The following is a 23,263-nucleotide window of genomic DNA, read 5'->3' as shown; positions in this document are numbered from 1 at the left end:
TATGAGCCACGGCGCAGACAACTTCTATTCCAGCCCCCGGGTGACCGTGCAGAAGGTCACCTTCAAGAACCAGTACCAGATGCAGGTGGCCGGCAACCTGTTCGTGCCCAAGGATCTGGACCGCAGCGTGCCGCACGCGGCCATCGTGGTTGGCCACCCCATGGGTGCGGTGAAGGAGCAGAGCGCCAACCTGTATGCCACGCGCATGGCCGAGCAGGGCTTTGTCACCCTGTCGCTGGATCTGTCGTTCTGGGGCGAAAGCGAAGGTCAGCCGCGCAACGCCGTCTCGCCGGACATCTACGCCGAGGACTTCAGCGCGGCAGTCGATTTCCTGCGCACGCAGCCGTTCGTGGACAAGGACCGCATCGGTGCCATTGGCATCTGTGGCAGCGGCAGCTTCGTCATCAGCGCGGCGAAGATCGACCCGCGCATCCAGGCCATCGCCACGGTGAGCATGTACGACATGGGCGCGGCCAACCGCAACGGTCTTGGCCACGCGGTGAGCGTGGCGCAACGCAAGGCCGCCATCGCCGCCGCAGTGGCCCAGCGCGATGTGGAATTCGCCGGCGGGCCGGTGCAGTACACCAGCGGTTCGGTGCACAGCATCGATGAAACGTCCTCGCCGATTGAACGCGAGTTCTACGATTTCTATCGCACCCCGCGCGGGGCGTACACCCCGGCCGGATCCTCGCCGGCGCTGACCACCCATCCCACGCTGACCAGCAACCTGAAGTTCCTCAACTTCTATCCGTTGGCCGACATCGAGACCATCTCGCCGCGCCCGATGCTGTTCATCACCGGCGAGACCGCCCACTCGCGTGAGTTCAGCGAAGAGGCCTACCGCCTGGCCGGCCAGCCCAAGCAGCTGCTGGTGGTGCCCGGCGCCGGGCATGTGGACCTCTACGACCGGGTGGCGCTGATTCCATTCGACGCGCTGACCGCGTTCTTCACCACCCACCTGCGCGCCCGCTGAGCCCGCAACTAACGCCGGCCCACCGTGGGCCGGCGCCCTGTTTTCGCCCCTACCGAGTCATCATGTCCACGCCTGCCTCCCCTTCCCTGCCTGCCACCGCCGCCCACGACGCTGTGCCTCATCCGGCCAACTGGGGCGGCGTGCTGGCCATGAGCCTGTGCGTGTTCGCCCTGATCGCCTCGGAATTCATGCCGGTCAGCCTGCTCTCGCCGATCGCCGCCACACTTGGGGTGAGCGAAGGCTGGGTCGGCTACGGCATCGCCATTTCCGGCGCCTTCGCGGTGGTCACCAGCCTGCTCACCGCGCGCGTGGCCGGCCGCATGGACCGCAAGGTGCTGCTGCTTCTGCTCACGGTGCTGATGTGCGTGTCCGGCGTGGTGGTGGCCACGGCCGCCAACTACGCCATGTACATGCTCGGGCGGGCGCTGATCGGCGTGGTCATCGGTGCGTTCTGGTCGATGTCGGCGGCCGTCGCCATCCGCCTGGTACCGACGGACGAGGTGCCCAAGGCGTTGGCGCTGTTCAACGGCGGCAACGCACTGGCCACGGTGGTGGCCGCGCCGCTGGGCAGCTACCTGGGCGGCATCATCGGCTGGCGCGGTGCCTTCTTCTGCATCGTGCCGGTGGCGGTGATCGCGCTGGCATGGCAGTGGATTGCGCTGCCGTCGATGCGGCCGGCCCCGCAGGCCACGGCACGCCCCGGCGCGCTGCGGCTGCTCACCCGCCCATTGCCCGCGCTGGGCATGCTCGCTGCGGGTCTGTTCTTCATGGGGCAGTTCACGCTGTTCACCTATGTGCGGCCCTTCCTGGAAGGCACCACCGGCGTCGCCCTGCCCGCGCTGTCCAGCATCCTGCTGGCCATCGGTGTAGCCGGCCTGGTCGGCACGCTGCTGGTGGGACGCCTGCTCAAGGGCAGCCCGTACCCGTTACTGATCCTGTTCCCGCTCGTGATGGCGGTGATCGCGCTGGGCCTGACCGTGTTCGGCCATTCGCTGCCGGTGACTGCCGTGCTGCTGGCGGCGTGGGGGCTGGTTGCCACCGCGGCACCGGTGGGGTGGTGGTCATGGCTGGCCGCCACACTGCCGCGCGACGCCGAGGCCGGCGGTGGCCTGATGGTGGCGGTGGTGCAGCTGTGCATCGCGCTGGGCTCCACCGTGGGTGGCCTGCTGTACGACGGTGCCGGCTACCGGGCCACGTTCGGCGTGAGTGCACTGCTGTTGCTGCTGGCGTCCGCCGCAGCGGTCGCGGTGGCACGCGTGGGCCGGCGCGGCTGAGTACCAGGCCCGCGGCTCAGATCACCCGCAGGGTGATCGCCTTCAACACCGCGCGGGTCCGGTCGCGCGTGCCCAGCTTGTCCAGGATGGTGGAGACATAGTTCTTCACCGTGCCTTCGGCCAGGAACAGGCTGCGCGCGATTTCGCGGTTGGAATAGCCGCCGGCCAGCAACCGCAGGATCGCCACTTCCTTCTCGTTGAAGGTATCGCTGGGCGGCGCTTCATCGTGGAAGCGGTAGCGCGCACGCACCGGGTCGGTGCTCACCGGCAACAGCAGCGTGTGGCCGGCGGCGACGCGGCAGATCGCCTCGTGCAGGTCTTCCGGGGCGGCATCCTTGAGCATGAAGCCCTGCGCACCGGCTTCGCTGGCACGCAACAGCAGATCGCTTTCATCGAAGGTGGTCAGCAGCAGCCACGGCGTGGCGTCGCCGCGTGCACGCACCTGCTGCAGGGCCTGGATGCCGTCCAGGCCCGGCATGCGGATATCACTGAGCACCACGTCCACCGGTTGGTGAGCCAGGCCATCCAGCAGTGTCTGCCCGTCGTCGGCCTCCAGCACCACCTGCACGCCCAACCCCTGCAACAGGGCACGCAGGCCGGCCCGCACCAAGGCCTGGTCGTCGGCCAATGCGACCCGCACCGGTGCCGCGCTCATGCCGGCAACCGCGCGATGAGGTGCATGCCGCCGGCATCGGTACGCGCCAGTTCCAGCTGCCCCTGCAGCTCGGCCAGGCGTTCGCGCATGCCGGTGATGCCGTTGCCTTCGCGGATGCGCTCGCTGCGCTGGCCGTCGTCGCGGATGTCGATGCGCACGCCGTGGGCGTCCGTGTCGATGTCCAGCCATACGGTGTTGGCATCGCCATGCCGCGCCGCGTTGGTGAGTGCTTCCTGGGCCAGCCGCAGTACCGCATCGGCCACCAGCGGATTGCCGATGCGGACCTGCGCGCCGATGCGCACGCGCAGCCCGGGCCGCGGGAACGGGGCCGCCAGCGCCTGCAGCGCGGTGGCCAGGTCGAACCCGCGGTCATCGCGCATGGACTGCACGACCTGGCGGATATCGCCGAGCAACTCAGCGGACAGGCGCTCGGCCAGCAGCACCTGCTCACGGCCGGCTAGCGCAGGATCGGTAGACAACGCGCGCAGGTTCAGGCGCATCGCGGTGAGTTTGTGCCCGGCCACGTCGTGCAACTCGCGCGCCAGGCGCAGGCGCTCGGCGTCGCGTGCGCCGTCGGCCAGCAGCGTGCGCGTGGCCAGCAGATCCGCATTGACCCGGGCCAGCGCATCGCGTGCCTGCTCGGCGCTGCGTGCGTAGTGCGCGGTAAGCGCGGCAAACGCCTGGAAGCCGGCGTAGATCGCCACGATCAGCAGCGGCTGGCTGAAGCCGCTGTGGCGCAGCACCAGGTACAGGGCAACGTTGAGCACCACCGTGGTGGCCAGCACCGCGCGCGGCGACCAGTGCTCGGCCAGGTGGGCCACCAGCACCACCAGCAGCACCGGCACCGTGCCCACGCGGGGCTCCAGCCAGCACAGCCACAACGCCAGCAGCGCCTGAAGCACGTCGCTGGCCAGGCGCAGCGGCGACCGCGGCGGCAGGTGGTCGTAGGCCAGGAACAGCGCGATGAAGACCCCGAGCACGCTCCAGCGCAGCGCGCCATCGGCGTCGGACGGCAGCCCCAGCGACAGCCCCACGCCCAGGATGGTGAGCAGGCCGGCCAGGCTGAGGGGACTGATGAGGGTGCGCAGGAAAGAAGGCATGTGCGCATGCTGCCCGCGCAGGATGCCGCCCGGCAATGGGCGCGGCGCAGAAAGTGACTTCCGGCACTGCGGATCGATGACCACTGGGCATGGGGCCGCGGCGGCGCGCTGGGCAGACTGGCCCCACACCCAACCGAGCCACCGCCATGATCCGCAACGCCCTGTTCTGCCTTCCGTTCGCCGGCCTGCTGCTGGCCTCCACCGCCGCTGCCGGCGACCTCCAGGTGGACCTGCACGGCATCCGCGCCCACACCGGTACCGTGCGTCTGGCGGTGGTGGACAGCGCCGCCGGCTGGGACGGCAAGGCGGCCCCGGTGCAGGCGCAGAGCCTGCCGGCCACCGCCGATGCAGCGCACGTGGTGTTCAAGAACCTGCCCGCCGGCGACTACGCGGTGCTGGTTACCCATGACGAGAACGACAACGGCACGCTGGACACCAACCTGGTGGGCATTCCGGTGGAAGGCTACGGCTTCAGCAACAACCCGCGCGTGCAGCGCAAGCCCACCTTCGACGAAGCGCGGGTACAGGTGCCGGCCGACGGCGCGGCCATCGACATCGCACTGCGCTGACCGCACGCCCTCTTCCGCCCCTCTTACGAGATTCCCGCATGGACCGCCGCCGTTTCCTCCGCTCACTGCTGTCGGCCACCACCACCGCCGTGATCGGCGCCACTGCCCTGCGCAGCCTCCCGGCCATAGCCGGCGATGCCGCCACGTTCGCCGCCGCCCGCCAGCAGCACCCGTGGCTGACCGGCTGGCGCAGCGTCACCACTGAAACCCTGGGGCCGGCGACCGTGCAGCTGCAGGGCCGCCTGCCACAGGGGCTGGCCGGTACGCTGTACCGCAACGGCCCGGCCTGGACCGAACGCAACGGCTTCCGCTACGACCACTGGTTCGACGGCGACGGCATGGTGCACGGCTGGCACTTCAACGGCGATGGCACGCTGACCCATCGCGCGCGGATGGTGGCCACGCCCAAGTTCACCCGCGAGCAGAAGGCCGGCCGCTTCCTGTACCCGGCCGCCGGCACCGCCGTGCCGGACATGCAGGCGGTACGCAACAACGACGATGCCAACGCCGCCAACACCTCGGTGATCAGCATTCATGGCCGCCTGTTCGCCCTGTGCGAAGCCGGCTCGGCGTTCGAACTGGACCCCGATGAACTGAGCACGCTGGGGCCCACCACCTGGCGCCCGGACCTGGCCACCGTGCCGTTCTCCGCGCACCCGCTGGTGGACCGCGACGGCACCGTGTGGAACTTCGGCTCGCTGTCGCTGCTGGGCGGTACCGGCCTGCTGGTGTGGAAGATCGGCGCAGACGGGCAGCTGCGCTCGGCCACCGTACTGGACACCCCGTTCATGGGCTACCTGCATGCGTTCGCCATGACCGACGACCATCTGGTGTTCATGCTGATGCCGTTCGACGTCAAGCCATCCGGTGCGGCGTTCTTCGAGCGCCTGCAGTTCGCCCCGGACCGCCCCTGCCGAATTGCGGTGGTACCCAAGGCGGCGCCGGATACCGCGCAGTGGTTCGAGGCGGACTTCACCGCGGCCTACCATTTCGGCGATGCGTACCAGCGCAACGGCCGCATCGTCATGCGCACCGTGCGCCACGACGACATCAACGAAGCGCGCTCACCGATGCATGCCGCGATGGCCGGCGATGCCGCGCATGCCACCAATTCCAATGCCTCGCTGCGCGAACTGCACCTGGACCTGCGCACCGGGAAGGCACACTGGGAAGAGACCGGTATCCAGGGCATCGAATTCCCGCTGTTCGACCGCCGCAGCGCCGGCGGGCGCGGTGCACGCCTGTACGCACCGGCCATGCAGGGCGAAACAACGGCGCCCTATTTCAACGCGGTGGCCAGCTACGACGTGGACCGGGGTCGGCGCGAAGTGCACCGGTACGGTCGCGATATCCTCGCCGAGGAACACGTGTTCGTCCCGCGCCCGGGCAGCCGCAGCGCCGACGATGGCTGGCTGGTAGGTACGCTGCTGGATGCGGCCACCCAACGCAGCGGTATCGCGGTGCTGGATGCGCAGCGCATCGATGCGGGTCCACTGGCCCAGGCATGGCTGCCGTATGCGGTACCGCTGGGCTTCCATGGCACGTTCGCCGCGCGCGGCTGAGTGGATCGCTCTGCCGACGTCATCGATCTGGCCCGGGAATGGCACGCGGGATCATGAAGGGCCGATGCACACTCAATTCCCCGAGGCGTCCGCCTGCGCAAGACCCGGCGTTTGCGAAACCACGTTCGCCACGAAGTCCATGACGGCCCGCACCGGTGCCGCACGCCGCAGGTCGCGGTGTACGACCAGCCAGACATCGCGTGAGAAGGCCGGGCCGTCGTGTTCGAGCCGAATCAATCCGGGCGCGTGATCGCCAAGGAAGCGCGGCAGGCCGGCAACGCCGGCACCGGCCAGCGCTGCGCTCAGGTGCCCACTGATGTCGCTCAGCGCGCAGCCAACGGAGCGGCCGGCCGCGATCTGCAGCAGCCATCGCTGCTGGGGCATGTCGGCAAACTGGGCGTCGTACGCAATGAACGACCAGTCCGTGGGCGCGTGCCTGGCTGCGTAGCCCACGCTTGCATACAGCGCGAACGGCATCTCACCCAGCTTGCGGACCACACTGCCGGCTTCCTTGGGGCGCACCAGCCGCAGTGCCACATCGGCCTCGCGCCGGCTCAGCGACACCTGCTGCGGCTGCGCGGATGTTGAGAGCTGGATGTCGGGATACTCATCGCGGAACGCAGCCAGACGTTTTGCAAGAAGGTGGGCAACCAACACAGGCGGTGCGCTGAGGGTCACCGTTCCGGCCAGCGGCGTCTGACTGGCGAGCGCCCCGCGCTCGACCGCAAACGCGGCCGCCTCCATCGCCGTGGCCTGCCGGTGGATCTTCACCCCCATCGGGGTGAGCCGGCATGCCCGAGGCAAGCGTTCGACCAGCACCACCTGCAGCTCGGCTTCCAGAGCAGCCAGGCGTCGGCTGACAGTGGCGTGGTCGACGCCCATTGCCCGCGCAGCGCCTGACAGCGTGCCAACCCTGGCAACCGCCAGAAAGTGACGCATGTTTTCCCAGTCAAACATCTGTGCGCTTTCTCATGGATGGGTTGCGTTTTTTGGGAGTATACGCACAGATCCGCAGCCCCTAGCCTGACCCCCTTCGACACATCGAGCGGGACGCATGAACACATCCACCCTGTCCAGTCGGGGCACGCTGCTGGCCTCTGCGCTGGGATTGGTTATCGTTCTTCTGGATGTAAGTGTGGTCAATGTGGCGCTGGATGCCGTGCGCCATCAGTTCGCCACCGACGTGTCCGGGCTGCAGTGGGTGATCAATGCCTACACGCTGGTGTTTGCTGCGTTGCTGCTGACCAGCGGAGCGTTGGGCGATCGCCTGGGTGCGTGGCGCGTCTTCCTGGTGGGATTCGTTGTCTTCACCCTTGCATCGGCCGCATGCGGATGGAGCAGCAGCCTTCCGGCGCTGATCGCCGCGCGGCTGCTGCAAGGACTGGGCGCTGCGCTGCTGGTGCCAAATTCACTGGCAATGCTTCAGCACGCATTTCCCGATCGCGAGCAGCGCAATCGCGCGGTGGGCTGGTGGGGAGGCATGGGTGCGGTTTCGCTGGCCGCCGGGCCGGTGCTCGGCGGACTTCTGGTGACCCATCTGGGGTGGCGCAGCATCTTTCTGATCAACCTTCCCATCGGCTTGCTGGGTATCTGCTTGACCTTGCGTCACGCCGCCCGCGTGGCCGGTCATCAACGGACGATCGACTGGGCCGGGCAAGCCGCGGCCATTCTTGCGTTGGCCGCGTTGACCTGGGCGCTTACCGAGGCAGCCCGCCTCGGCTGGACCCATGTCCGGGTGCTCGGCAGCGCCACGCTGGCGTTCATCGCGCTGGCGGTCTTCATAGGGATCGAATCACGCATCCGCGCGCCCATGCTGCCGCTGGAGCTGTTCCGGCGCCCCACTTTCGTCATCGCCTCGGCGGCAGGCGTGGTCGTCAACTTCGCCTACTACGGCCTGATCTTCGTGTTCAGTCTGTTCTTCCAGATTCAGCAGCATCTCTCGCCACAGATGACCGGGCTGGCCTTCCTGCCCATGACGGTGGTGCTTATCGCCGTCAACGTGCTGGCAGGAAGGCTTATCGCGCGCGTGGGACCACGCGTGCTGATGGTGCTGGGATTGCTGTTGGCCGCGTCAGGGTATCTGCTGCTCATGCCGGTGAGCATCGGTGGCAGCTACGGCTACCTGGTGTTGCCCATGCTGATGTCCGCCAGTGGAATCGCGCTGATGGTGCCGACCATGACCAACATTACCCTGTCATCGGTGGACGCCTCGCGCGCAGGCGTTGCGTCAGGCGTGCTCAATTCCGCACGTCAGGTGGGTGGGATGCTCGGCGTGGCCGTCTTCGGCTATCTGGTGCGTGACACGGCACCAACGCCGTTCATGCATGGCATGCACCTGTCGATCGGCCTTGCCGTTGTCCTGTTGCTCGGCGGCAGTGTGCTCTGCTGGCGGGGCATCAGGCCGGATCGAATCAACGCCTGACCCCGCATCGCGGTCCTGGACCAACGTCAGAATCCCGCGCATGTACGTCGGTCTTACTGTGCCGCACAGCTGCCAGCGCGCATCACTTGCGGGCGGAACGCGTGCGCTTTCCGTCGCTGTCCTGCGCAGCCGCGCGGCTCTCCGCGAACGCCGGGAAGGTCTCGGCGATGCTCGCCTTGTCGGGCAGGATGTAGAACACGCCACCGCGCTCGAACGTGGTCCGCACGACCTGCTCATAGAACGGGGTCGAGACATTGATGCAGCCGTGGGTGACACGGTTGTCGTCCGGCGACGCCGATGCCAGGCGTTCGGCACGCTTCTCGGCCGGCGTACCAGGCGGGGTGGGATGAAGGGAGACGGCGGACTCGTAGTCCACCCACAGCACGCGCCCGGCGTCGATGGACGGACCGTAGCCGCCCACGAAGCGACCGGCCGGTGTGGTGCGGTCCCGTCCCGGGATCGCGCGAAGTGCAAGACCGGCAACGCCGGGAGCGGAATGATCGCCGATGGCCGAGCCAAACAGCGCGGGTGCCGCGCCGCGAAGCCGGCCGTCGCCGCCGAATATCAGGATCTGGGCGGCGGCCTTGTCCAGCACCGCGAAGGGATAGCCCTGGCTGTCCTTGCTTGCGACCACCCAGCCGGCAAGCTCGATCACGGTGTCGGAGACTTCCTGGCCTTGCGGCAGCTCATCGACGGCGGCGGCTGGCTGGGCAACGGGTTCTTCGGCGCGGGCTACGTCGGTGCCGGCCAACGCCAACGCCATGACCAGCGCGCCACAGACGGACCGGAATGCAGGAGATGAATACGTAGGGATGGCACAGTTCCTTGCAGTTAAGACGGTGTGATCACGGGACGCCGGTGGCCTGCAACGGCCACCGGAACCCGATTCCAATTAACCGCGCGGCGTGCGGCGGGGCGCCTTTTCAAGCTGCTGGACGCGGCCTTCAATCTGATCCAGACGCTGGTTGGCCTGCTGTGCGGACTGGTTGGCCGACTCGGCACTCTGGGCTGCGCCCTGAACCTTCACGTCGAGCTGGTCGAGGCGTGAGTTGATCGTTGCAAATTCGTCTTTATAGGTGGCGCAGGCACTGAGACCGACGGTGGCGATGATGGCCACGGTGAGCGTACGGGCGGTGTTGATCTGTCGCTTGGTGAGGAACATTGCACTCCCTCCTTCGTCTGGGGAACCCGGACTATAGCGGCCTTTTCGCCAGAGCCATGACCGGCTTTCAGCTGCGATTGGAAGACGTAGAGGCAGCGTGAAGAGCGACCTTCATCGCTTCAGCTTCACTCCATCGGTCTCCGTGAGAATCCGTGGTACGTGAGTGACCAGCACGCCGGGCATCAGCATCATGGCGTGGCTGCGATAACAACGCGTGCTGCGCACAGAAGCGGCCACGCTCGCGGTGGGGCGCGAACAGAGATCGCTGCTACCCCTGCGTCATCGCCACCGGTTCGCACGCATCGATGCCGGCCAGCCCCGCGGCCCCAATGGCCTTCGCCAGAAGCTCACCACACAGCAGCTGCGGGATGGCCTCGTTGTGGGAGCCGAAGTACCGGTCGGAAAAGGCCAGCTCATTACCCGCCAGAAGCGCACCGGGAGCGAGCACGAGGGTGCCGCAGCCCACGACATCCAGGTGGCGGCCACAGCCGGAGCACAAGCGCAGGCACTGCGTCCCCATGGCGGCATAGTCCAGCGCGATCGGGGTGATGCACGTAAGGTGATGGAAGCCCGGTGCCTTCGGCAGGTCCACGAAGCGCAGGTTGGATCCACCCAACGATGCATACAGGGTTCGGAAGCGGTCGCTGACAATCACCGCGCCGTCGTAGCAGCAGGAGATGTCCAGGCGGCGCCTGCGCATCCGGAATCCTGGGTTGGTGAAGTCCGGATCGGTGCGGTAGCCGCACGTAACACACGTGGGAACGCCACTGGCCGGGTCCACTTCGTCGCACGAGCCGATCATGTGCGCGCCATTGCCTTTCAGACTGAGGTGGTAGAGCACGGGCGGTGACATCGGCAGTGAGTCGATCGGACGCCGATTTTAGCAGCGCAGGCTGACCAACCCGGTCGGTCATACTGGCAGCATGAAGATCGCCCTCGCCTCCCTGCTGCCCACCACCGACCTGCACCTGGCGGCATTCCTGCACCGCCGGCTGGCGCTTTCGCTGGGCCACGTGCGCGGCCAACTGGCGCTGGGCGCCAGCGGCACGTTCTACACCTGCGAACTGTATGGCAACGACCATGTGCAGCGTGACAGTGAGATCCGCGACATCGTCCGCGTGTTCGCCGAACGCAACGCGCCGCTGCAGGTCTGGGAAATGGACGCAGGCCAATCGCCGGAGCCGCTTGAAGAAGCCCACCTGCTGAACGCGCTCGACGCGGCCGCGGGGAGTTACCGGTAGCTCCCCGGCCTGCCCACCCCTATGAGGCGGTCAACCCTTCGTCGTCAGCTCACGAACGAAGTCCTCATAGGTACGCATCGGATGCCCAAGAATGGCCTCCAGACGCGCAACCGTGCCTTCGGTTGCCTGCATCCCGAACGTCTGGATGCCCGCCATCATCAGGCGCATGTCATAGGCCATCCACGACGGACCGAATGCAGCCATCTGTGCCTCGAACGCTGCCACGTCATCGCCCGCATAGATCACCTCCCGACCCAACGCCGTGCTCCACACCTTCGCTACCGAAGCGCCTGTCAACGCCTGCGGTCCCACCAGATCGAGCGTAACGGTGTCCAGCGCAGACGGAGCGCGATCGCGTCGCAGCAGCTCCGCCACGGCAATCTCCGCGATGTCGCGCGCATCGATCATGGCGACGCCGGCGGCACCGATCGGCATCGGGTAGACGCCATAGTCCTGGATCGTCTTCTGGACCATGAATTCGTTCTGCATGAAGTAGGCCGGACGCAGAATGGTGGCAGGAATGCCGAGGCTTTCGATCATGCGTTCAACCGTGTGCTTGCCGGTGAAGTGCGGCACATTGGTGAACTTGTCGGCATGGATGACCGACAGGTAGACGATGCGTTCGATGCCGGCTTCGCGGGCAAGGTTCAACGCGATCAGCGCCTGGGTCACTTCGTCCGGCGTGACCGCGTTGAGCAGGAACAGCGTGCGTGCCGACGCCAGTGCAGCGCGGATCGACGGCACGTCGGTCAGATCGCCGACCACTTCGATGACACCGTCGGCGAACGCCACTTTCCCGCGGCTGCGGACCAGAGCGGTGACGTCGGCACCTGCGGTGGCGAGGCCGTGGGTGATGAGAGAGCCGAGGGTGCCGGTGGCGCCGGTGACAAGAATGCTCATGTGAATCTCCTTCAGGGAGTGGAACAGGAATCAGTGCGGGAAGTCCGCGACGACGTTGTCGGCGCGCGAGGGGGTGCGGTTGCGCTCGATGGCCAGACCGGAGCCGTGCTGTCCGATGCGTGATGTGCAGGGACGTGACGCCGGGATGGACACGATGGAGCGACGATAGGCCGTTGCACAGCCAGAACGAAGACGACAATATGTAGACCTGCCGTTCCATATTTGAGACACCATGGACCTGAATGATCTGGGTGACTTCCTGCTGGTGGCCGCAAGTGGAAGCCTCGGCAAGGCCAGCCGGGCAAGCGGCAAACCGAAAGCGACGTTGTCCCGGCGGATTTCGGATCTGGAAGAGCACCTCGGCGTAAGACTGGTCGAGCGCAGCGCGCGGGGGCTGATGCTCACTGAAGCCGGCCAGCTCCTTGCCAGCCGGATCGAGGCGCCCATGGGAGAGGTCGCCGAGGCGATGATCGCCACACGCGAAGGCATGGCGTTGCCGCGCGGGCGCCTGCGCGTCGCCTCCCCCGTGCTGTTCTCTCAACTGGCCATGGGGCAGATAAGCGCTGCGTTCTGCGCGGCCTACCCGGAAGTGTTGATCGAGGTCGTGGCTGAGGACCGCATGGTCGATCTGGTCGACGAGCAGTTCGATGTGGTCATCCGGGTCAATCCGAGCCCCGACAGCACCCTGGTGGGGCGCTGCTTCGCCAAGGATCGGCTTGTTGTCGTCGCCGCTCCCGGCATTGCCCAACCAGACCCTGGTGCGGTGAGGCAGGTGCCGGGGATCGTCGCCTCGACCTTCCAATCCGGTCATTGGGACCTGGACGACGGGCGCCTGGTTCTGGAGCCCATTCCCCGGCTCAGGCTGTCCTCTTTCCTCATGATCCGCGACGCCGCACTGGCAGGCGCGGGCGTCGCTCTCATGCCAGAGTCCATTGCCTGGCATCATCTCGCCCGTGGCGATCTGGTGCAGTGGGGCGTGGTGTCGGGCGCCGATCCCGCGCTATGGGTACTGCACACATCCAGGCGCCTGGCAGCGCCCAAGGTGAGCGCGTTCGTTGACTTCCTATGCGCCCGATATCCCGACATGTCGCTTGTTCTGAACGGATAGAAGGACCCGGTTGACGGTGCCGCCACAGCCGCACACGGGACTTCTGGCAGCTTGACGAAGGGCCGTTTTACCCAATACTCCGGCCATGCTCAGCCAACACTTCCTGTTCTTCTTCGCCATGCTGGGTGCCTTCAACGGCATCGTCGCGGCATCGGTGCTGTGGTGGCGGGCCAACGGTGCGCCGTCGCAGCGCTGGCTGGCGCTGCTGATCCTGATGGTGGGCGTGCGAACCGGGAAATCGGTGGCCTTCCATTTCTGGCCGGACATCCCCTTGGTGGTGCTGCAGCTCGGCCTGACGGCGTGTTTCTTCATCGGGCCGTGCCTGTTCTTCCTGATCCGCTCCAGCCAGGGCGATGCCTCCGGCCCCGCCCGCGTAGACCGCTGGCACTTGGGCGCGCTGCTGGTGATGGCCATCGCACTGAACGTGGTGGTGCCCTATTCCACCCATGTGGATCTGTGGCGCCACGGCATCACCCCGGCCATCAACTATGCGTGGCTGGGCTACCTGCTGCTGGCCAGCGGGCACCTGTACGTCCATCGCACCCGCCTGCGCGGCACGCCGGCGGCGCCGTTGCTGCTGGGCGCGCTGGCGGGGATCTGGGTCATCTGGATCGCGTATTACACCGCCGGCTACACGTCCTACATCGTGGGCGCGTTGTCGTTCACCTTCGTCCTGGCGGCCAGCATCGTGGCCTGGCTGCGCCTGCGCGCGGGCCAGGCGCCGATCGAGCCCTACCAGGACCGCCGCATTCCCGAACTCGAGGCCGACGCGCAACTGCAGGCCCTGGCCACGTTGATGGCCACCGAACGCCTGCACCTGGACCCTGCGCTGACCCTGCCCCGGCTGGCCCGGCGGCTGGGCATGCCGCAGGCGCGGCTGTCGCAGCTGCTCAACGACAACAACCAGACCTCCTTCAAGCAGTACCTGGCGCAGCTGCGCGTGGTCGAGGCAAAGGCCTTGTTGCAGCAGCTACCGCCCAAGCCCTTGGAGCGGGTCGCCGAGGAGGCCGGCTTCCAGTCGATGTCGACCTTCCACAGCGCCTTCAAGAAGTGGGAGGGGATCACCCCGGCGGCGTTCCGCGCCACCGGCAGCGACTCCCAGAATCGATTTCAGCACTCCTGAAACGTTCCGCAACATATTGATCTGAAAGACATCCGATAGGGTGCAGGCTCCTTCCCACGAGCCAGCGCCATGCACACGTTCCGCACCTTCGCCGCCTGCCTGCTGCTCCTGCTGAGCGTCTGGCTGGGCGGCGCCTGCAGCACCGACGCCGCACCTGTTGCAGCGGCCACGGCTGCCCCCGCGCGGCCCGCAGCGGGCAGCCCGGACCGCATCCTGTTCATCATCGCCAGCAGCAAAGTGCATGGCACCTCCACGCTGCCGGCCAGCATCAGCTTCGGTGAAGTGGTGCATGCGTGGGACGTGTTCAACGCCGCCGGCTACGCGGTGGACATGGTGTCCCCCGACGGCGGCGCCGTGCCGATCCTCGATGACTACGTCAGCCCGGACGTGGCCGCGCGGCTGCACGACGCGCGGATCATGGACCCGCTGCGCACCACCTTCACCCCGGCCCAGGTGGACGCGGCCCGCTACCGCGCCGTGTATTACGTGGGGGGCAGCAACGCCATGTACGGCGTCCCCGAACACCCGGCGCTGCAACGCATTGCCCTGCAGGTTTACGAGGGCAATGGCGGCGTGGTCTCGGCGGTGTGCCACGGCACGGCCGGCATCGTGAACCTGCGGCTGGCCAGCGGCGACTACCTGATCGCGGGCAAGCGTGTCAGCGGGTTTCCCGAAGAGCACGAACAGCAGGGCGCGGCCTACTTCAAGCAGTTCCCGTTCCTGATCGGCACGACCGTCCGCGCGCGCGGCGGCGTGTTCCATGCCGTGGACGGCGAAGCGCCGCACATCCAGGTCGATGGCCGGCTGGTGACCGGGCAGAACTACGCCTCTGCCGCGCCCGTGGCCCGCGCCGTGGTAGCCGCGCTGGGCCCGCCTGCGCATCGGTTGCCGCAGCGCGCCGCACCGAACTGATTCACCGCAGTACCCAACGCCGGGCGCCGCCTGGCGCTGTTCGCCTACCCACACCACAGGAACACCCATGACATCTTCGATCCGACCCCTGGCATTTGCCGGTGCCCTGTTTCTGCTGCTTCCCACCGCCGCCGCCGCACAGAGCAGCGACCGTGAGGCCGTGGACCAGGTCATGCAGACCTTCATGCGCGCCTACCGCAGCGCCGACAACACGCTGGCCAAGCAGGTCTTCCGCAGCGATGGCGTCATGATCGGCTATTCGGAAGCCCGCGGGCCGGCACTGGCCTCCCGCACCGGGGAACAGTTCGCCGAGGGATTCGATGGCAAGCCGGCCGCCAACGAGGCGCAGCGCAAACGCAGCTACCAGATCGTGGATGTGGCCCAGAATCTGGCCGCCGTGCGGGTGAACCTGGACTACCCCGGATGGGATGGCGTGGACTACGTGGTGCTGCTCAAGACCGACGGGCAGTGGAAGATCATGAGCAAATCGTGGACCGGCGTACCGAAGTGAGTTCCAGCATTGCGTAGGCATGCCCCGCATGGTCCCGGCCTGCTGCCAGAGCTTTTCGGAAAGACAATGCCTCCCGGCGCCGCAATGGGAGGCAGCTTTCGTAGAGGCGACGGGTTCGCGCCAGATGGCTCACGAATCGCAAAAAAGAACACACAACTGGCCAGCATAGTAATCTACTCAAGAAACCAGCTACATTTGCAGTCGGACCTCCCGCGCCCCTGGTGCCCTTCACGGCATGCCAAATAAAGACGTAATCAAACCCATGAATCCATTCCTATCGCCCCGCGAATGGCGGCGTCGGCTCATTGCTGCGATCAACATTCCAACGACACTAGAATTCACGGGCAGGGGATTTATTTGCGCCCTAATTACGAGCCGCTGCCATCTGGGCTGCCCCCATTGCATGTTCGCATCAAACATGGATGAGCGACGATCATCAACAAATACAATGACCCTTGACCGAGTTAACCGCCTATTGCAACTCGTAAAGGATTCCAATACTGGATACTTTCTTGTTTCCGGCGGAGGAGAGGGATTTCTAGAGCTATCGCTCATGTACAGAATAATCGAGGGTAGCTCGGCAGATGTCACCTGGATGGTCACAAGTGGATTCTGGGCAACCACCGAATCAAATACAGAGAGAGTGCTTTCGAACTGCCGCGCTGCGCACACGGGAGGCAATTCAAACAATCCAGACAGATCGATCGTTATCAGACTAAGTGTCGACCAGCACCACATAGACCGAATTGGGTCACCAGATGACCCCTTGGCTTACGTGCGCCGGATCATCAAATCCTTCGACGCGGCACATCCAGATGAATCAGGCTTTTCATTGATGCTACATTGCCTGGACGGTGAACAAGAGTTAGTTGACATCCTGGCGAAGCAACTCGGCGGTTCGCTGCATGAAACCGAAGAAAAGATGCATTCAAAGATCAAGGTTACTGAAAGATCGATGCAACTGCTGTTACCGTCCGGCCTCGAACTTCCAGTAACATTCGCAAAGTTGCTACTCTCCGACATGGCGGCAGACCTGCGAAACGAAGATCTCTCAACCAAGAGGGTGAAGATATGGGAACGAGACGCATATATTAACGAGGGCGACCGCACCGGTCTGCAATTGCACGACCATGGCTATGGACATGACATGCTGGTCATATACGACGGCCGAGTCGCTGGGGGTTGGCAATGCGAGATGCCGGACGTCGAGATAAATATTGATGAGCACAACTATGCCGAAGTCATGAAACGCACACTCTCAGACCCAGGGGTCCTCGCAACTATCGAGAAGGGTCTGCGATACCGATTCGAGGTAATCGAGGAGGTCAGCGTCAAGGCGTGTGAACGCGCGAAGGCCGTGAACATTCGAGACTACACAAGTCCAGTTCTGCTCGAGGAGGACCGAGTCAAGTTGTACTACACAATCCGAGCAATACAAGACTTCCGCAAGGATGGACGCATGGAGGCATGTGCGGAATCCGTAGACAGCGAAGTTGTCACGATAATTAATGCCACGCGCACGCAACTTCTCACGTGGTATGGAGAATCTACGCATGACATCCTCGAGCAGTACCGCCAACAACACTGCGGCTTCTCAGAGTTTGAGAAAGGGCTTATCGCGTTCTCACATGAAAAGAACGCATTAAAATTTGTTGAAGCAACGCTTGACGCAAGCAAGAACAGCACAAGAACGGTTGATCAGTGGCGTCTTTTGCTACTCCGAGTTAAGCATGATTGGTACGACATTTCATCGTGGAAAACGGAGACCCTGTCAGCACTCGACGAGGCTACGGCGATCATAGACACCCACATTCTTAAAGGGAAAAGGCCATATGAAGGCCTTTCCATGCAGAGCTTAAGGTAGCGCAGATGATGCGCATCGCTGTTACTGGCGCAACTGGATTCATTGGTACGCGGCTAATCCAGCACCTACAGCCATGCAACAAAGTATTGCCGCTCAGCCGGAGTCCAGCGGGCAATTTTCCTTCGCTTGACCTAAGTCAACCAACCACTCTTCGTAGCGCGCTAGAGAGCATCGATGTTGACATGGTTGTACATGCAGCGGGAATGGCACGTCGCGCGCAGTGCACACTTAATCCGCAACTAGCCAAACTAATAAATGTAGATGCGACTCGCGCAATTGCCGAATGGTCGGCGGCGCGCAGCATCAGAATGATCTTCCTTTCATCTGTCGGCATTGATGAGGACAACGTATACGCCGACACCAAGCGCCAAGCCGAACAAGCCATTGAAGAGGTCGGGGTGAACGCCAGCGTGCTGCGCCTTGCCTACACATTCGGAATGAGTACAAGCGAGTCCAGACCGAAGCCACAGATGCGCTTGGAGAATGAGATGCGCGATCGAGGCAGCGAAGTCTTTGACCGCGCCTGGAAATTCCAGCCAACTAGCCTTACACATATGTGCAAGGTCGTCGGCTCCCTCGTCGACGAGAACATCTCTATTCCACGAATTGCCAACATAGTTACGACTGAAGCAACCACCATGCACGCGTTAGCTTCCGTTTGTTCTGGGCGAGATGTGCGTTCATCCACTGATTATCATGAACGAGGCAGCAAGTTTATCGATACTAGCCATTTAGTTCTCGCGCGACTACCAACATGCTCTCTCTCAGAGCTTCACGATGAGCTCCGATGTTTACGTTACGCCGCGCCACAGCCATCGAACACGATGGAAACGCGACAAGACTGAGAACCAATAAAATAGCTGGCGGAACCTTATGGAAATTAGAACGTGAGAACGAATGTCATGCCCCTCACCTTGATCCAAAAATACGGAAGACATTCGGATTTCATACTTGGTCACAGTCTTCCCAGGCGCTGGAACTTCCGACAGAGCGACGAGATCGGATCCGCGCTCAATAGCCGGCCCAGCAAAGGAACTGCTCCAGCATATCTGGAAGGCACGCAACGCCGCCGGCGGCTTCGAACCTGCCCGAATCGACCTTGCAATACAGCCATTGCGCATCCGTCTCTGAGTCACCTCGGCGGATGGGGGCATGGGGCTTGTCCTGAAGCACCGTATCGATCAGGTCCACGGATACCGTCCAGCCCGGGTTGTCCAGCGTGTCGATCCTGATGCCAAAGGAATGTTCCCAGTCCCCATCACACTGATCGGCGTACCACTTCTGAAGGCGGTCAAGCGCGTGCATCGACGTCCCCTTTTTTGACCCAGACCATGGGCCGGATGGCTGCATCGTGAAAGATCACGCACGCGCTGGACTGTGCCGGCGCGAGCCGTCAGTCGCGCGCATTGCTCAACCTGTCATGGATCGAATACACCACCGAGAAGATCTTCCAGCCGCGCTCGGTTCCCACCAGCTGCCACATCTCCCTGCCCCAGTTGGTCGTCGCGCCGTTGGCAAGGAAGCGGTAATCGAACGACACCGACGCAACATCGCCGTCCGTGTCGATCTTCACGTTGGAGAACTCCTCGGCGCGCGGCTCGGTGGTGGCCACCACCTCGTCGATCAGGGCGACAAAGGTGTTCGAGGGAAGCTGGCGCGCCTTGATCGCGTCGGGCTTGGTCCTGCGGATCGTCGCCAGGCGAACATCCTCCGACACGAACTGCCAGCCGATGTCGGCGGGCTTGTCCGAGAAGAACAGGTCCATGTAGGCCGCCTTGTCCTTGTGGATCAGCGCTGACTGGAACGCGTCCATTACGTGCTCGATCGCCTGCACATCGTCGGCCACGTTGCGTTCCGCGCGTGCCGGGGCACAGACAACCAGCGCGACGAAGAAGGCGATCAGCGGGATGCTTCGTATGGCCATACAACGCTCCTGATAGGTGAGTTCAACCGACGTACGCGAGCACATCCGCTACCGCGCACTGCCATCCACGTACGGCCGCGACTGCAGGATCAGCACCTCATCCCCCACCACGGCCCACTCAATGTCCTGGTCCACGCCGCCCAGCGCCTGCTTGGTGCTGGCGCCCACCCGGGCCAACCGCGCGATGAGCGCATCGGTGAGCACCTGGCGTGAACCGGTGATGGGCACTTCGCGCACCCCGCCGGCCGCGTTGGCCACCAGCTGGGTATCTTCAGCCGACCGGCTCAGTACCTGCACCGCCTTGGACCAGGTGGAGTACATCACCTGCTCGGCCTGGCGCTTGCCTTCCACCACGCGGATACCCAAGCCGCGCTTGGCCGAGATGTAGGTGATGTGGCGGCGGGCGGCGTCGAACGGATCGCGCGTGATCATCACGCCGGAGCTGTCCGAAGGCGCGGCGCGCTGCACCAGTACCGCCATGGCCACCGCGTCCTGGCGCAGGCCGGCTGCCGTACGGGCCTCGTACGCCTCGAAGTTGAAGACCGACGCCCATACCGTCTGCACGGCCTTGGCTACGTCGTCGGTGCGGGTGACATTGGGCACGGTGGTGTACAAACCGGCGCCGCTGAAGCCCGGCAGGTCCTCGGAGTTGGACGAGCTGCGCACGAACACCGCGCCGCCCTGCAACTGGCTGCGCCACTGGCTGTCCAGGCTGCGCACGAAGGCTGGATCGGGCGCGGCGTTGGCGATTTCCGCACGCAGCCCCGCCAACGCATCACGGCGGACGGCCGCGTCGGTACTGAAACCGGGACGACGTTGAAGTTCCTGCAGGCGCTGGGGAATGCGCAGCCGCTGCATCATCGCCTGGTAGTGGGCGAACGGGATGCAGAAGCCGTCGGGCACGCGCGCGGCGGGTGGCAGCGCGGTTTTCAGCGTGCCGAGGTTGGCCGCCTTCACCCCGCAATGCCCGCTGTCGCGCGCGCGCAGCGCGGCCAGCGGCTTGAGCGCGACCACGCTCAGGTCCGGGCGTGGCAGGTTGCGCACCGTGGGGCGCGCCGCGGTGGCCGACGGCGTGCGTGCCGGGCGCGTCAGGCGGGTGACCTGGTAGTTGTTGTGGGTGACCTCCAGGGCGACCCACTGGCCGTCGTACGGGCGCAGGGCCGCCTGGGCATCGCGCAGGTAGAGGTTGGGAATGCCCCAGCCCTTGGCCAGCAGGTTCACGTGCGACAGCAGGGTGGAGGGACGCTGGGTGACCAGGCCGGCCACCGGTGACAGCGCGATGGGCACCTCATCCAGCACCGGGATGTCGCCCGGCGACAGCGTGCGCAGCTGCGCCTCCGAGCGCACGATGCGCAGCCGACCCTCGGCGCGGCCGGTGTTCAACGGCAGGAAGCGCTGCTCGCGCAGCAGCGCCTCCTGGCTGACGTAGGCCAGGCCCATCGTGGTGGCCAGCTGCTCGTGCTGGGTGGAGTTGGTCTTGAAACGGATCGGCTCACGGAAGGAGGCGCGCACCACCGTGTCGGTCTGCCGCAGCAGGGGCGCGGTGAGCTTGTCGCCCTCCCAGAACTCGAAGGTGTAGCCGGGCAGATCGCGCTGCCAGCTGAGCGTGCCGAACAGGAAGCGCCGCTCGGGGTCACGGTACTGGGCGTTGAGCGTGGCCTTGTCCAGGCTGCGCACCAGCCGCTGGCGGCGCACGAACTGCTCGTGCAGCGCAATGCGCGGGGTGTTGATGTAGTAGATGCGCGCGGCGTTCTGCCGGTCGATCACGAAGATCAGGTGCGGCATCTCCAGCGCGGTACCGGCGTTGTAGACGCGGGCGAGCTGCATGAACTGCGCGCGGTTGTCGATGCGCGACAGATAGTCCGGCCCTTCGGTCGACGTGGGAGCGGCCTCGTTACCTGGCCGGTACTCGTAGGGTGATGGCTTGCGTGCGGTCTGCGCCAGCGCAGCTGAGGTGCAGCACAGCAGCAGCACAAGCAGCGCCAACACGCGCGGTGGCCAGGCAAGGTGCGTACGGGATCGGTCCATGATGCCGGTGCAGGAGTTGAAGTGGGTGGATCATAAGCCAGTCCGGCGGCGCTGGAGGGTCGGGCGTCAGCGCGCGTGGTCAGCGCCTGTGCGTGTAGCCGCTACCGCCGGCACCTCCACCGTGGTGAGCCGTTCGGCCCGCAGGCGTCGCAGCCGGCGCGCCGTGAGCGTCAACCCGTCCACCGCACCCACCGCCGTCCGCGTGAATGTCACCGTCCATGGGCCACTGACGAAGCGGTCACCGCCCACGGCCTCCAGCACCAGGTCACTCTGGCGCGGCCAGCGCACGGTCAGCTTGCCGTCCACCATCAGCACCGTGTAGGTCATGCCGACCTCCTCGATACGGTACTGCCCGGCCAACGACGCCAGCGCCTCGGCGGAGGGCATCGGTGCGTCAACGCGCGAGAAGACGCGCGGCGTGGGCCAGGAATCCCAGATCCGCAGTTCGCGTGTACCTGGCAGCGCCTTGGTGGAGGTATCGAACTGCCATCGCGCCACCTCGCCCGCGCGGAACAGCCCACCGCCGAGCGCTTCCAACGGGGACGCCGCGCCGGACGGACGCAGCGCCCCGTCCTTCACGTCCACCCGCACCACTTCGTCGGTCACGGCACTCCAGTACACGCCCGCCAGCGGCACCAACGCCGCCTCCGGCACCTTCACCGCGGATGCAATCGGCCTCATCTGGTCCCCGAGATACACCGCCGCAATCTTCTGGTTGAGCTCCGCAGGTGCAAGCGTGGTGCCGTTGCACAGCGTCACGATCGCCAGCCGCTGGTCGGGGAAGGCCACCGTGTCGGCCCGGTACCCGGCATGCACGCCATCGTGGCCAATGGTGCGCAGGCCACGGTAGGTGCTGACGAACACGCCGCCGCCGTAGCCATTTGCTGCGCCGCTATCCAGCGCAGCCGAACGCTGCAGGGAGGCCACCAACGCTGCCCCACCCACGCGCCCGTCAACGAAGTTGGCCTGCCACTTCAGCAGGTCGCCCACGGTGCTGAACAGACCGGTTGGACCGTAGTAGTCCGATGCCGGAATGCTGATCTTCCAGCCGCCCTTGCCATCGGCCTGGTACGCCGCGGCACGCCCGCGCACGATCTCGGTGTGGTCGTCCTGGAAGTGGGTGTCGGCCATGCCCAGCGGCTTGAAGATGCGCTCATCGGCAAAGGCCCACAGCGGCTTGCCGGAGACGCGCTGCACGATGACCGCCAGCAGCGTGTAGCCCAGATTGTTGTAGAGCGTTTCGCTGCCCGGCGCGAAGTTCACGCCACGTTGCCGGCTGGCAATCGCCAGCATGTCGTTCTGGGTCATGAGGTCGTCGCTGCGCCACCCGGCCAGGTACAGCAGCTGCCCCTGCTCGCGCAGGCCACTGGTGTGGTGGATCAGCTGCGCGATGGTGATCTTGCGGCTAATGTTCGACATCTCCGGCAGGTAGGTGCGGATGTCATCGTCCAGCGACAGCTTGCCGTCCTGTGCCAGCAGCGCGATCGAGAAGGCGGTGAACTGCTTGGAGACCGACCCGACGAGGAAGATCGATTCCGGAGAGAGGGGGATGTCGTACTCGAGCGTGGACATGCCGTAACCGCGCGCGTAATCCAGCACACCGTCGCGGGAGATCCCCACCGCGCAGCCGGGCGTGGCGGTGCCGTTCCACGGGGCGAACAGGGCGTCCACCTGCGCGTGGCGATCTGCCGGTGGGATGCCGGCGGGCTTCGCCTGACCAAGCGTGGGCTGCACGGCCCACGCGGTGGCGATGATCGCCATCAACAAGACGGATCGACTGACACGCACGGCAGGCCCCTGGATGGATGCCCACGGCAGTGTTGGGCAGCGCAACCTAGCATGGCTATTGAAGGCTGCGATATAGGCCGGAAGTTATCTCCCGGCGTATCCGAACCCCTGCATTTCAAAGCGGCCTGCTTTGGCACCACGCCGTCG

General features: G+C 65.3%; 23 protein-coding genes. 12 read left to right on the top strand and 11 right to left on the bottom strand.

Features of this window, described 5'->3' with window-relative positions; all coding sequences use genetic code 11:
- Position 1: 1 nt before the first annotated feature.
- Together DX03_RS01915 and DX03_RS01910 are read left to right on the top strand one after the other, a co-directional pair.
- On the top strand, positions 2-973 hold the full coding sequence (locus DX03_RS01915; RefSeq protein ID WP_244880164.1) for an alpha/beta hydrolase: 972 nt from the start codon (positions 2-4) through the stop codon (positions 971-973).
- Positions 974-1,035: 62 nt separating this feature from the next.
- A complete protein-coding gene (locus DX03_RS01910; protein ID WP_038685894.1) occupies positions 1,036-2,247 on the top strand; it encodes an MFS transporter in 1,212 nt (403 codons plus the stop codon).
- A 16-nt stretch (positions 2,248-2,263) separates the two neighbouring features.
- Here the strand turns inward: DX03_RS01910 and DX03_RS01905 are convergent, their stop codons facing one another.
- A complete protein-coding gene (locus DX03_RS01905) occupies positions 2,264-2,902 on the bottom strand; it encodes a response regulator transcription factor (protein ID WP_038685892.1) in 639 nt (212 codons plus the stop codon).
- A complete protein-coding gene (locus tag DX03_RS01900) occupies positions 2,899-4,002 on the bottom strand; it encodes a sensor histidine kinase (protein WP_038691745.1) in 1,104 nt (367 codons plus the stop codon). Before DX03_RS01900 ends, DX03_RS01905 begins: the two co-directional genes overlap by 4 nt.
- Before the next feature lie 146 nt (positions 4,003-4,148).
- On the opposite strand from DX03_RS01900, the gene DX03_RS01895 reads away from it, so the two are divergent.
- Positions 4,149-4,571 (top strand): DUF2141 domain-containing protein, encoded by a 423-nt coding sequence (locus DX03_RS01895; RefSeq protein WP_038685891.1) that lies wholly within the window; start codon positions 4,149-4,151, stop codon positions 4,569-4,571.
- A gap of 38 nt (positions 4,572-4,609) precedes the next feature.
- Positions 4,610-6,133, top strand: a complete 1,524-nt coding sequence (locus tag DX03_RS01890) for a carotenoid oxygenase family protein (protein ID WP_038685889.1) — start codon at positions 4,610-4,612, stop codon at positions 6,131-6,133.
- 72 nt (positions 6,134-6,205) lie between these two features.
- Here the strand turns inward: DX03_RS01890 and DX03_RS01885 are convergent, their stop codons facing one another.
- Complete coding sequence (locus DX03_RS01885; protein WP_038685888.1) at positions 6,206-7,090, bottom strand: LysR family transcriptional regulator; 885 nt, start codon at positions 7,088-7,090, stop codon at positions 6,206-6,208.
- A 97-nt stretch (positions 7,091-7,187) separates the two neighbouring features.
- Between DX03_RS01885 and DX03_RS01880 the strand changes: the two genes are divergently transcribed.
- Complete coding sequence (locus DX03_RS01880) at positions 7,188-8,555, top strand: MFS transporter (RefSeq protein ID WP_038685885.1); 1,368 nt, start codon at positions 7,188-7,190, stop codon at positions 8,553-8,555.
- 82 nt (positions 8,556-8,637) lie between these two features.
- Here the strand turns inward: DX03_RS01880 and DX03_RS01875 are convergent, their stop codons facing one another.
- The 3 genes from DX03_RS01875 to DX03_RS01865 all read right to left on the bottom strand — a co-directional run bounded on the left by DX03_RS01875 (position 8,638) and on the right by DX03_RS01865 (position 10,570).
- Entirely contained in the window at positions 8,638-9,318 is a 681-nt protein-coding gene (locus tag DX03_RS01875; RefSeq protein ID WP_244880163.1) for a hypothetical protein, read from the bottom strand.
- A 129-nt stretch (positions 9,319-9,447) separates the two neighbouring features.
- Positions 9,448-9,717, bottom strand: a complete 270-nt coding sequence (locus DX03_RS01870; RefSeq protein ID WP_038685884.1) for a membrane protein — start codon at positions 9,715-9,717, stop codon at positions 9,448-9,450.
- Positions 9,718-9,985: 268 nt separating this feature from the next.
- Complete coding sequence (locus DX03_RS01865; protein ID WP_185753436.1) at positions 9,986-10,570, bottom strand: hypothetical protein; 585 nt, start codon at positions 10,568-10,570, stop codon at positions 9,986-9,988.
- Between the two features lie 70 nt (positions 10,571-10,640).
- Between DX03_RS01865 and DX03_RS01860 the strand changes: the two genes are divergently transcribed.
- On the top strand, positions 10,641-10,958 hold the full coding sequence (locus tag DX03_RS01860; protein WP_038685881.1) for a hypothetical protein: 318 nt from the start codon (positions 10,641-10,643) through the stop codon (positions 10,956-10,958).
- Positions 10,959-10,988: 30 nt separating this feature from the next.
- Here DX03_RS01860 and DX03_RS01855 read toward each other — a convergent pair whose 3' ends face one another.
- Positions 10,989-11,858 (bottom strand): SDR family oxidoreductase, encoded by an 870-nt coding sequence (locus DX03_RS01855; protein WP_038685879.1) that lies wholly within the window; start codon positions 11,856-11,858, stop codon positions 10,989-10,991.
- Between the two features lie 232 nt (positions 11,859-12,090).
- Here DX03_RS01855 and DX03_RS01850 point away from each other — a divergent pair, with 232 nt between their 5' ends.
- From DX03_RS01850 to DX03_RS20525, 6 genes are all read left to right on the top strand, one after another.
- Positions 12,091-12,966, top strand: a complete 876-nt coding sequence (locus DX03_RS01850; RefSeq protein ID WP_038685877.1) for a LysR family transcriptional regulator — start codon at positions 12,091-12,093, stop codon at positions 12,964-12,966.
- Between the two features lie 85 nt (positions 12,967-13,051).
- Entirely contained in the window at positions 13,052-14,089 is a 1,038-nt protein-coding gene (locus DX03_RS01845) for an AraC family transcriptional regulator (protein ID WP_038685875.1), read from the top strand.
- A 69-nt stretch (positions 14,090-14,158) separates the two neighbouring features.
- Positions 14,159-15,001 (top strand): type 1 glutamine amidotransferase domain-containing protein, encoded by an 843-nt coding sequence (locus DX03_RS01840; RefSeq protein WP_051598709.1) that lies wholly within the window; start codon positions 14,159-14,161, stop codon positions 14,999-15,001.
- 67 nt (positions 15,002-15,068) lie between these two features.
- Positions 15,069-15,512, top strand: coding sequence for a nuclear transport factor 2 family protein (locus DX03_RS20340; protein ID WP_051598708.1), 444 nt, complete (start codon positions 15,069-15,071; stop codon positions 15,510-15,512).
- A 235-nt stretch (positions 15,513-15,747) separates the two neighbouring features.
- Entirely contained in the window at positions 15,748-17,376 is a 1,629-nt protein-coding gene (locus DX03_RS21020) for a 4Fe-4S cluster-binding domain-containing protein (RefSeq protein ID WP_185753435.1), read from the top strand.
- A gap of 5 nt (positions 17,377-17,381) precedes the next feature.
- The gene (locus DX03_RS20525) at positions 17,382-18,221 is read left to right on the top strand and encodes a sugar nucleotide-binding protein (protein WP_081797121.1); all 840 of its coding nucleotides are present in this window, start codon (positions 17,382-17,384) and stop codon (positions 18,219-18,221) included.
- 166 nt (positions 18,222-18,387) lie between these two features.
- On the opposite strand, the gene DX03_RS01825 is transcribed toward DX03_RS20525, so the two are convergent.
- The 4 genes from DX03_RS01825 to DX03_RS01810 all read right to left on the bottom strand — a co-directional run bounded on the left by DX03_RS01825 (position 18,388) and on the right by DX03_RS01810 (position 23,089).
- Complete coding sequence (locus tag DX03_RS01825) at positions 18,388-18,681, bottom strand: immunity 53 family protein (RefSeq protein ID WP_038685873.1); 294 nt, start codon at positions 18,679-18,681, stop codon at positions 18,388-18,390.
- Positions 18,682-18,769: 88 nt separating this feature from the next.
- Complete coding sequence (locus DX03_RS01820) at positions 18,770-19,300, bottom strand: hypothetical protein (RefSeq protein WP_051598706.1); 531 nt, start codon at positions 19,298-19,300, stop codon at positions 18,770-18,772.
- A 48-nt stretch (positions 19,301-19,348) separates the two neighbouring features.
- Positions 19,349-21,328: a PEP/pyruvate-binding domain-containing protein gene (locus tag DX03_RS01815; RefSeq protein ID WP_051598705.1), complete on the bottom strand. Its 1,980-nt coding sequence runs from the start codon at positions 21,326-21,328 to the stop codon at positions 19,349-19,351.
- Positions 21,329-21,394: 66 nt separating this feature from the next.
- Positions 21,395-23,089 (bottom strand): serine hydrolase domain-containing protein, encoded by a 1,695-nt coding sequence (locus tag DX03_RS01810; RefSeq protein WP_102100594.1) that lies wholly within the window; start codon positions 23,087-23,089, stop codon positions 21,395-21,397.
- Positions 23,090-23,263: the final 174 nt, after the last annotated feature.

This window comes from Stenotrophomonas rhizophila (assembly GCF_000661955.1).
Lineage (GTDB): Bacteria > Pseudomonadota > Gammaproteobacteria > Xanthomonadales > Xanthomonadaceae > Stenotrophomonas > Stenotrophomonas rhizophila.
This window is presented reverse-complemented; position numbering and strand designations above follow the sequence as displayed.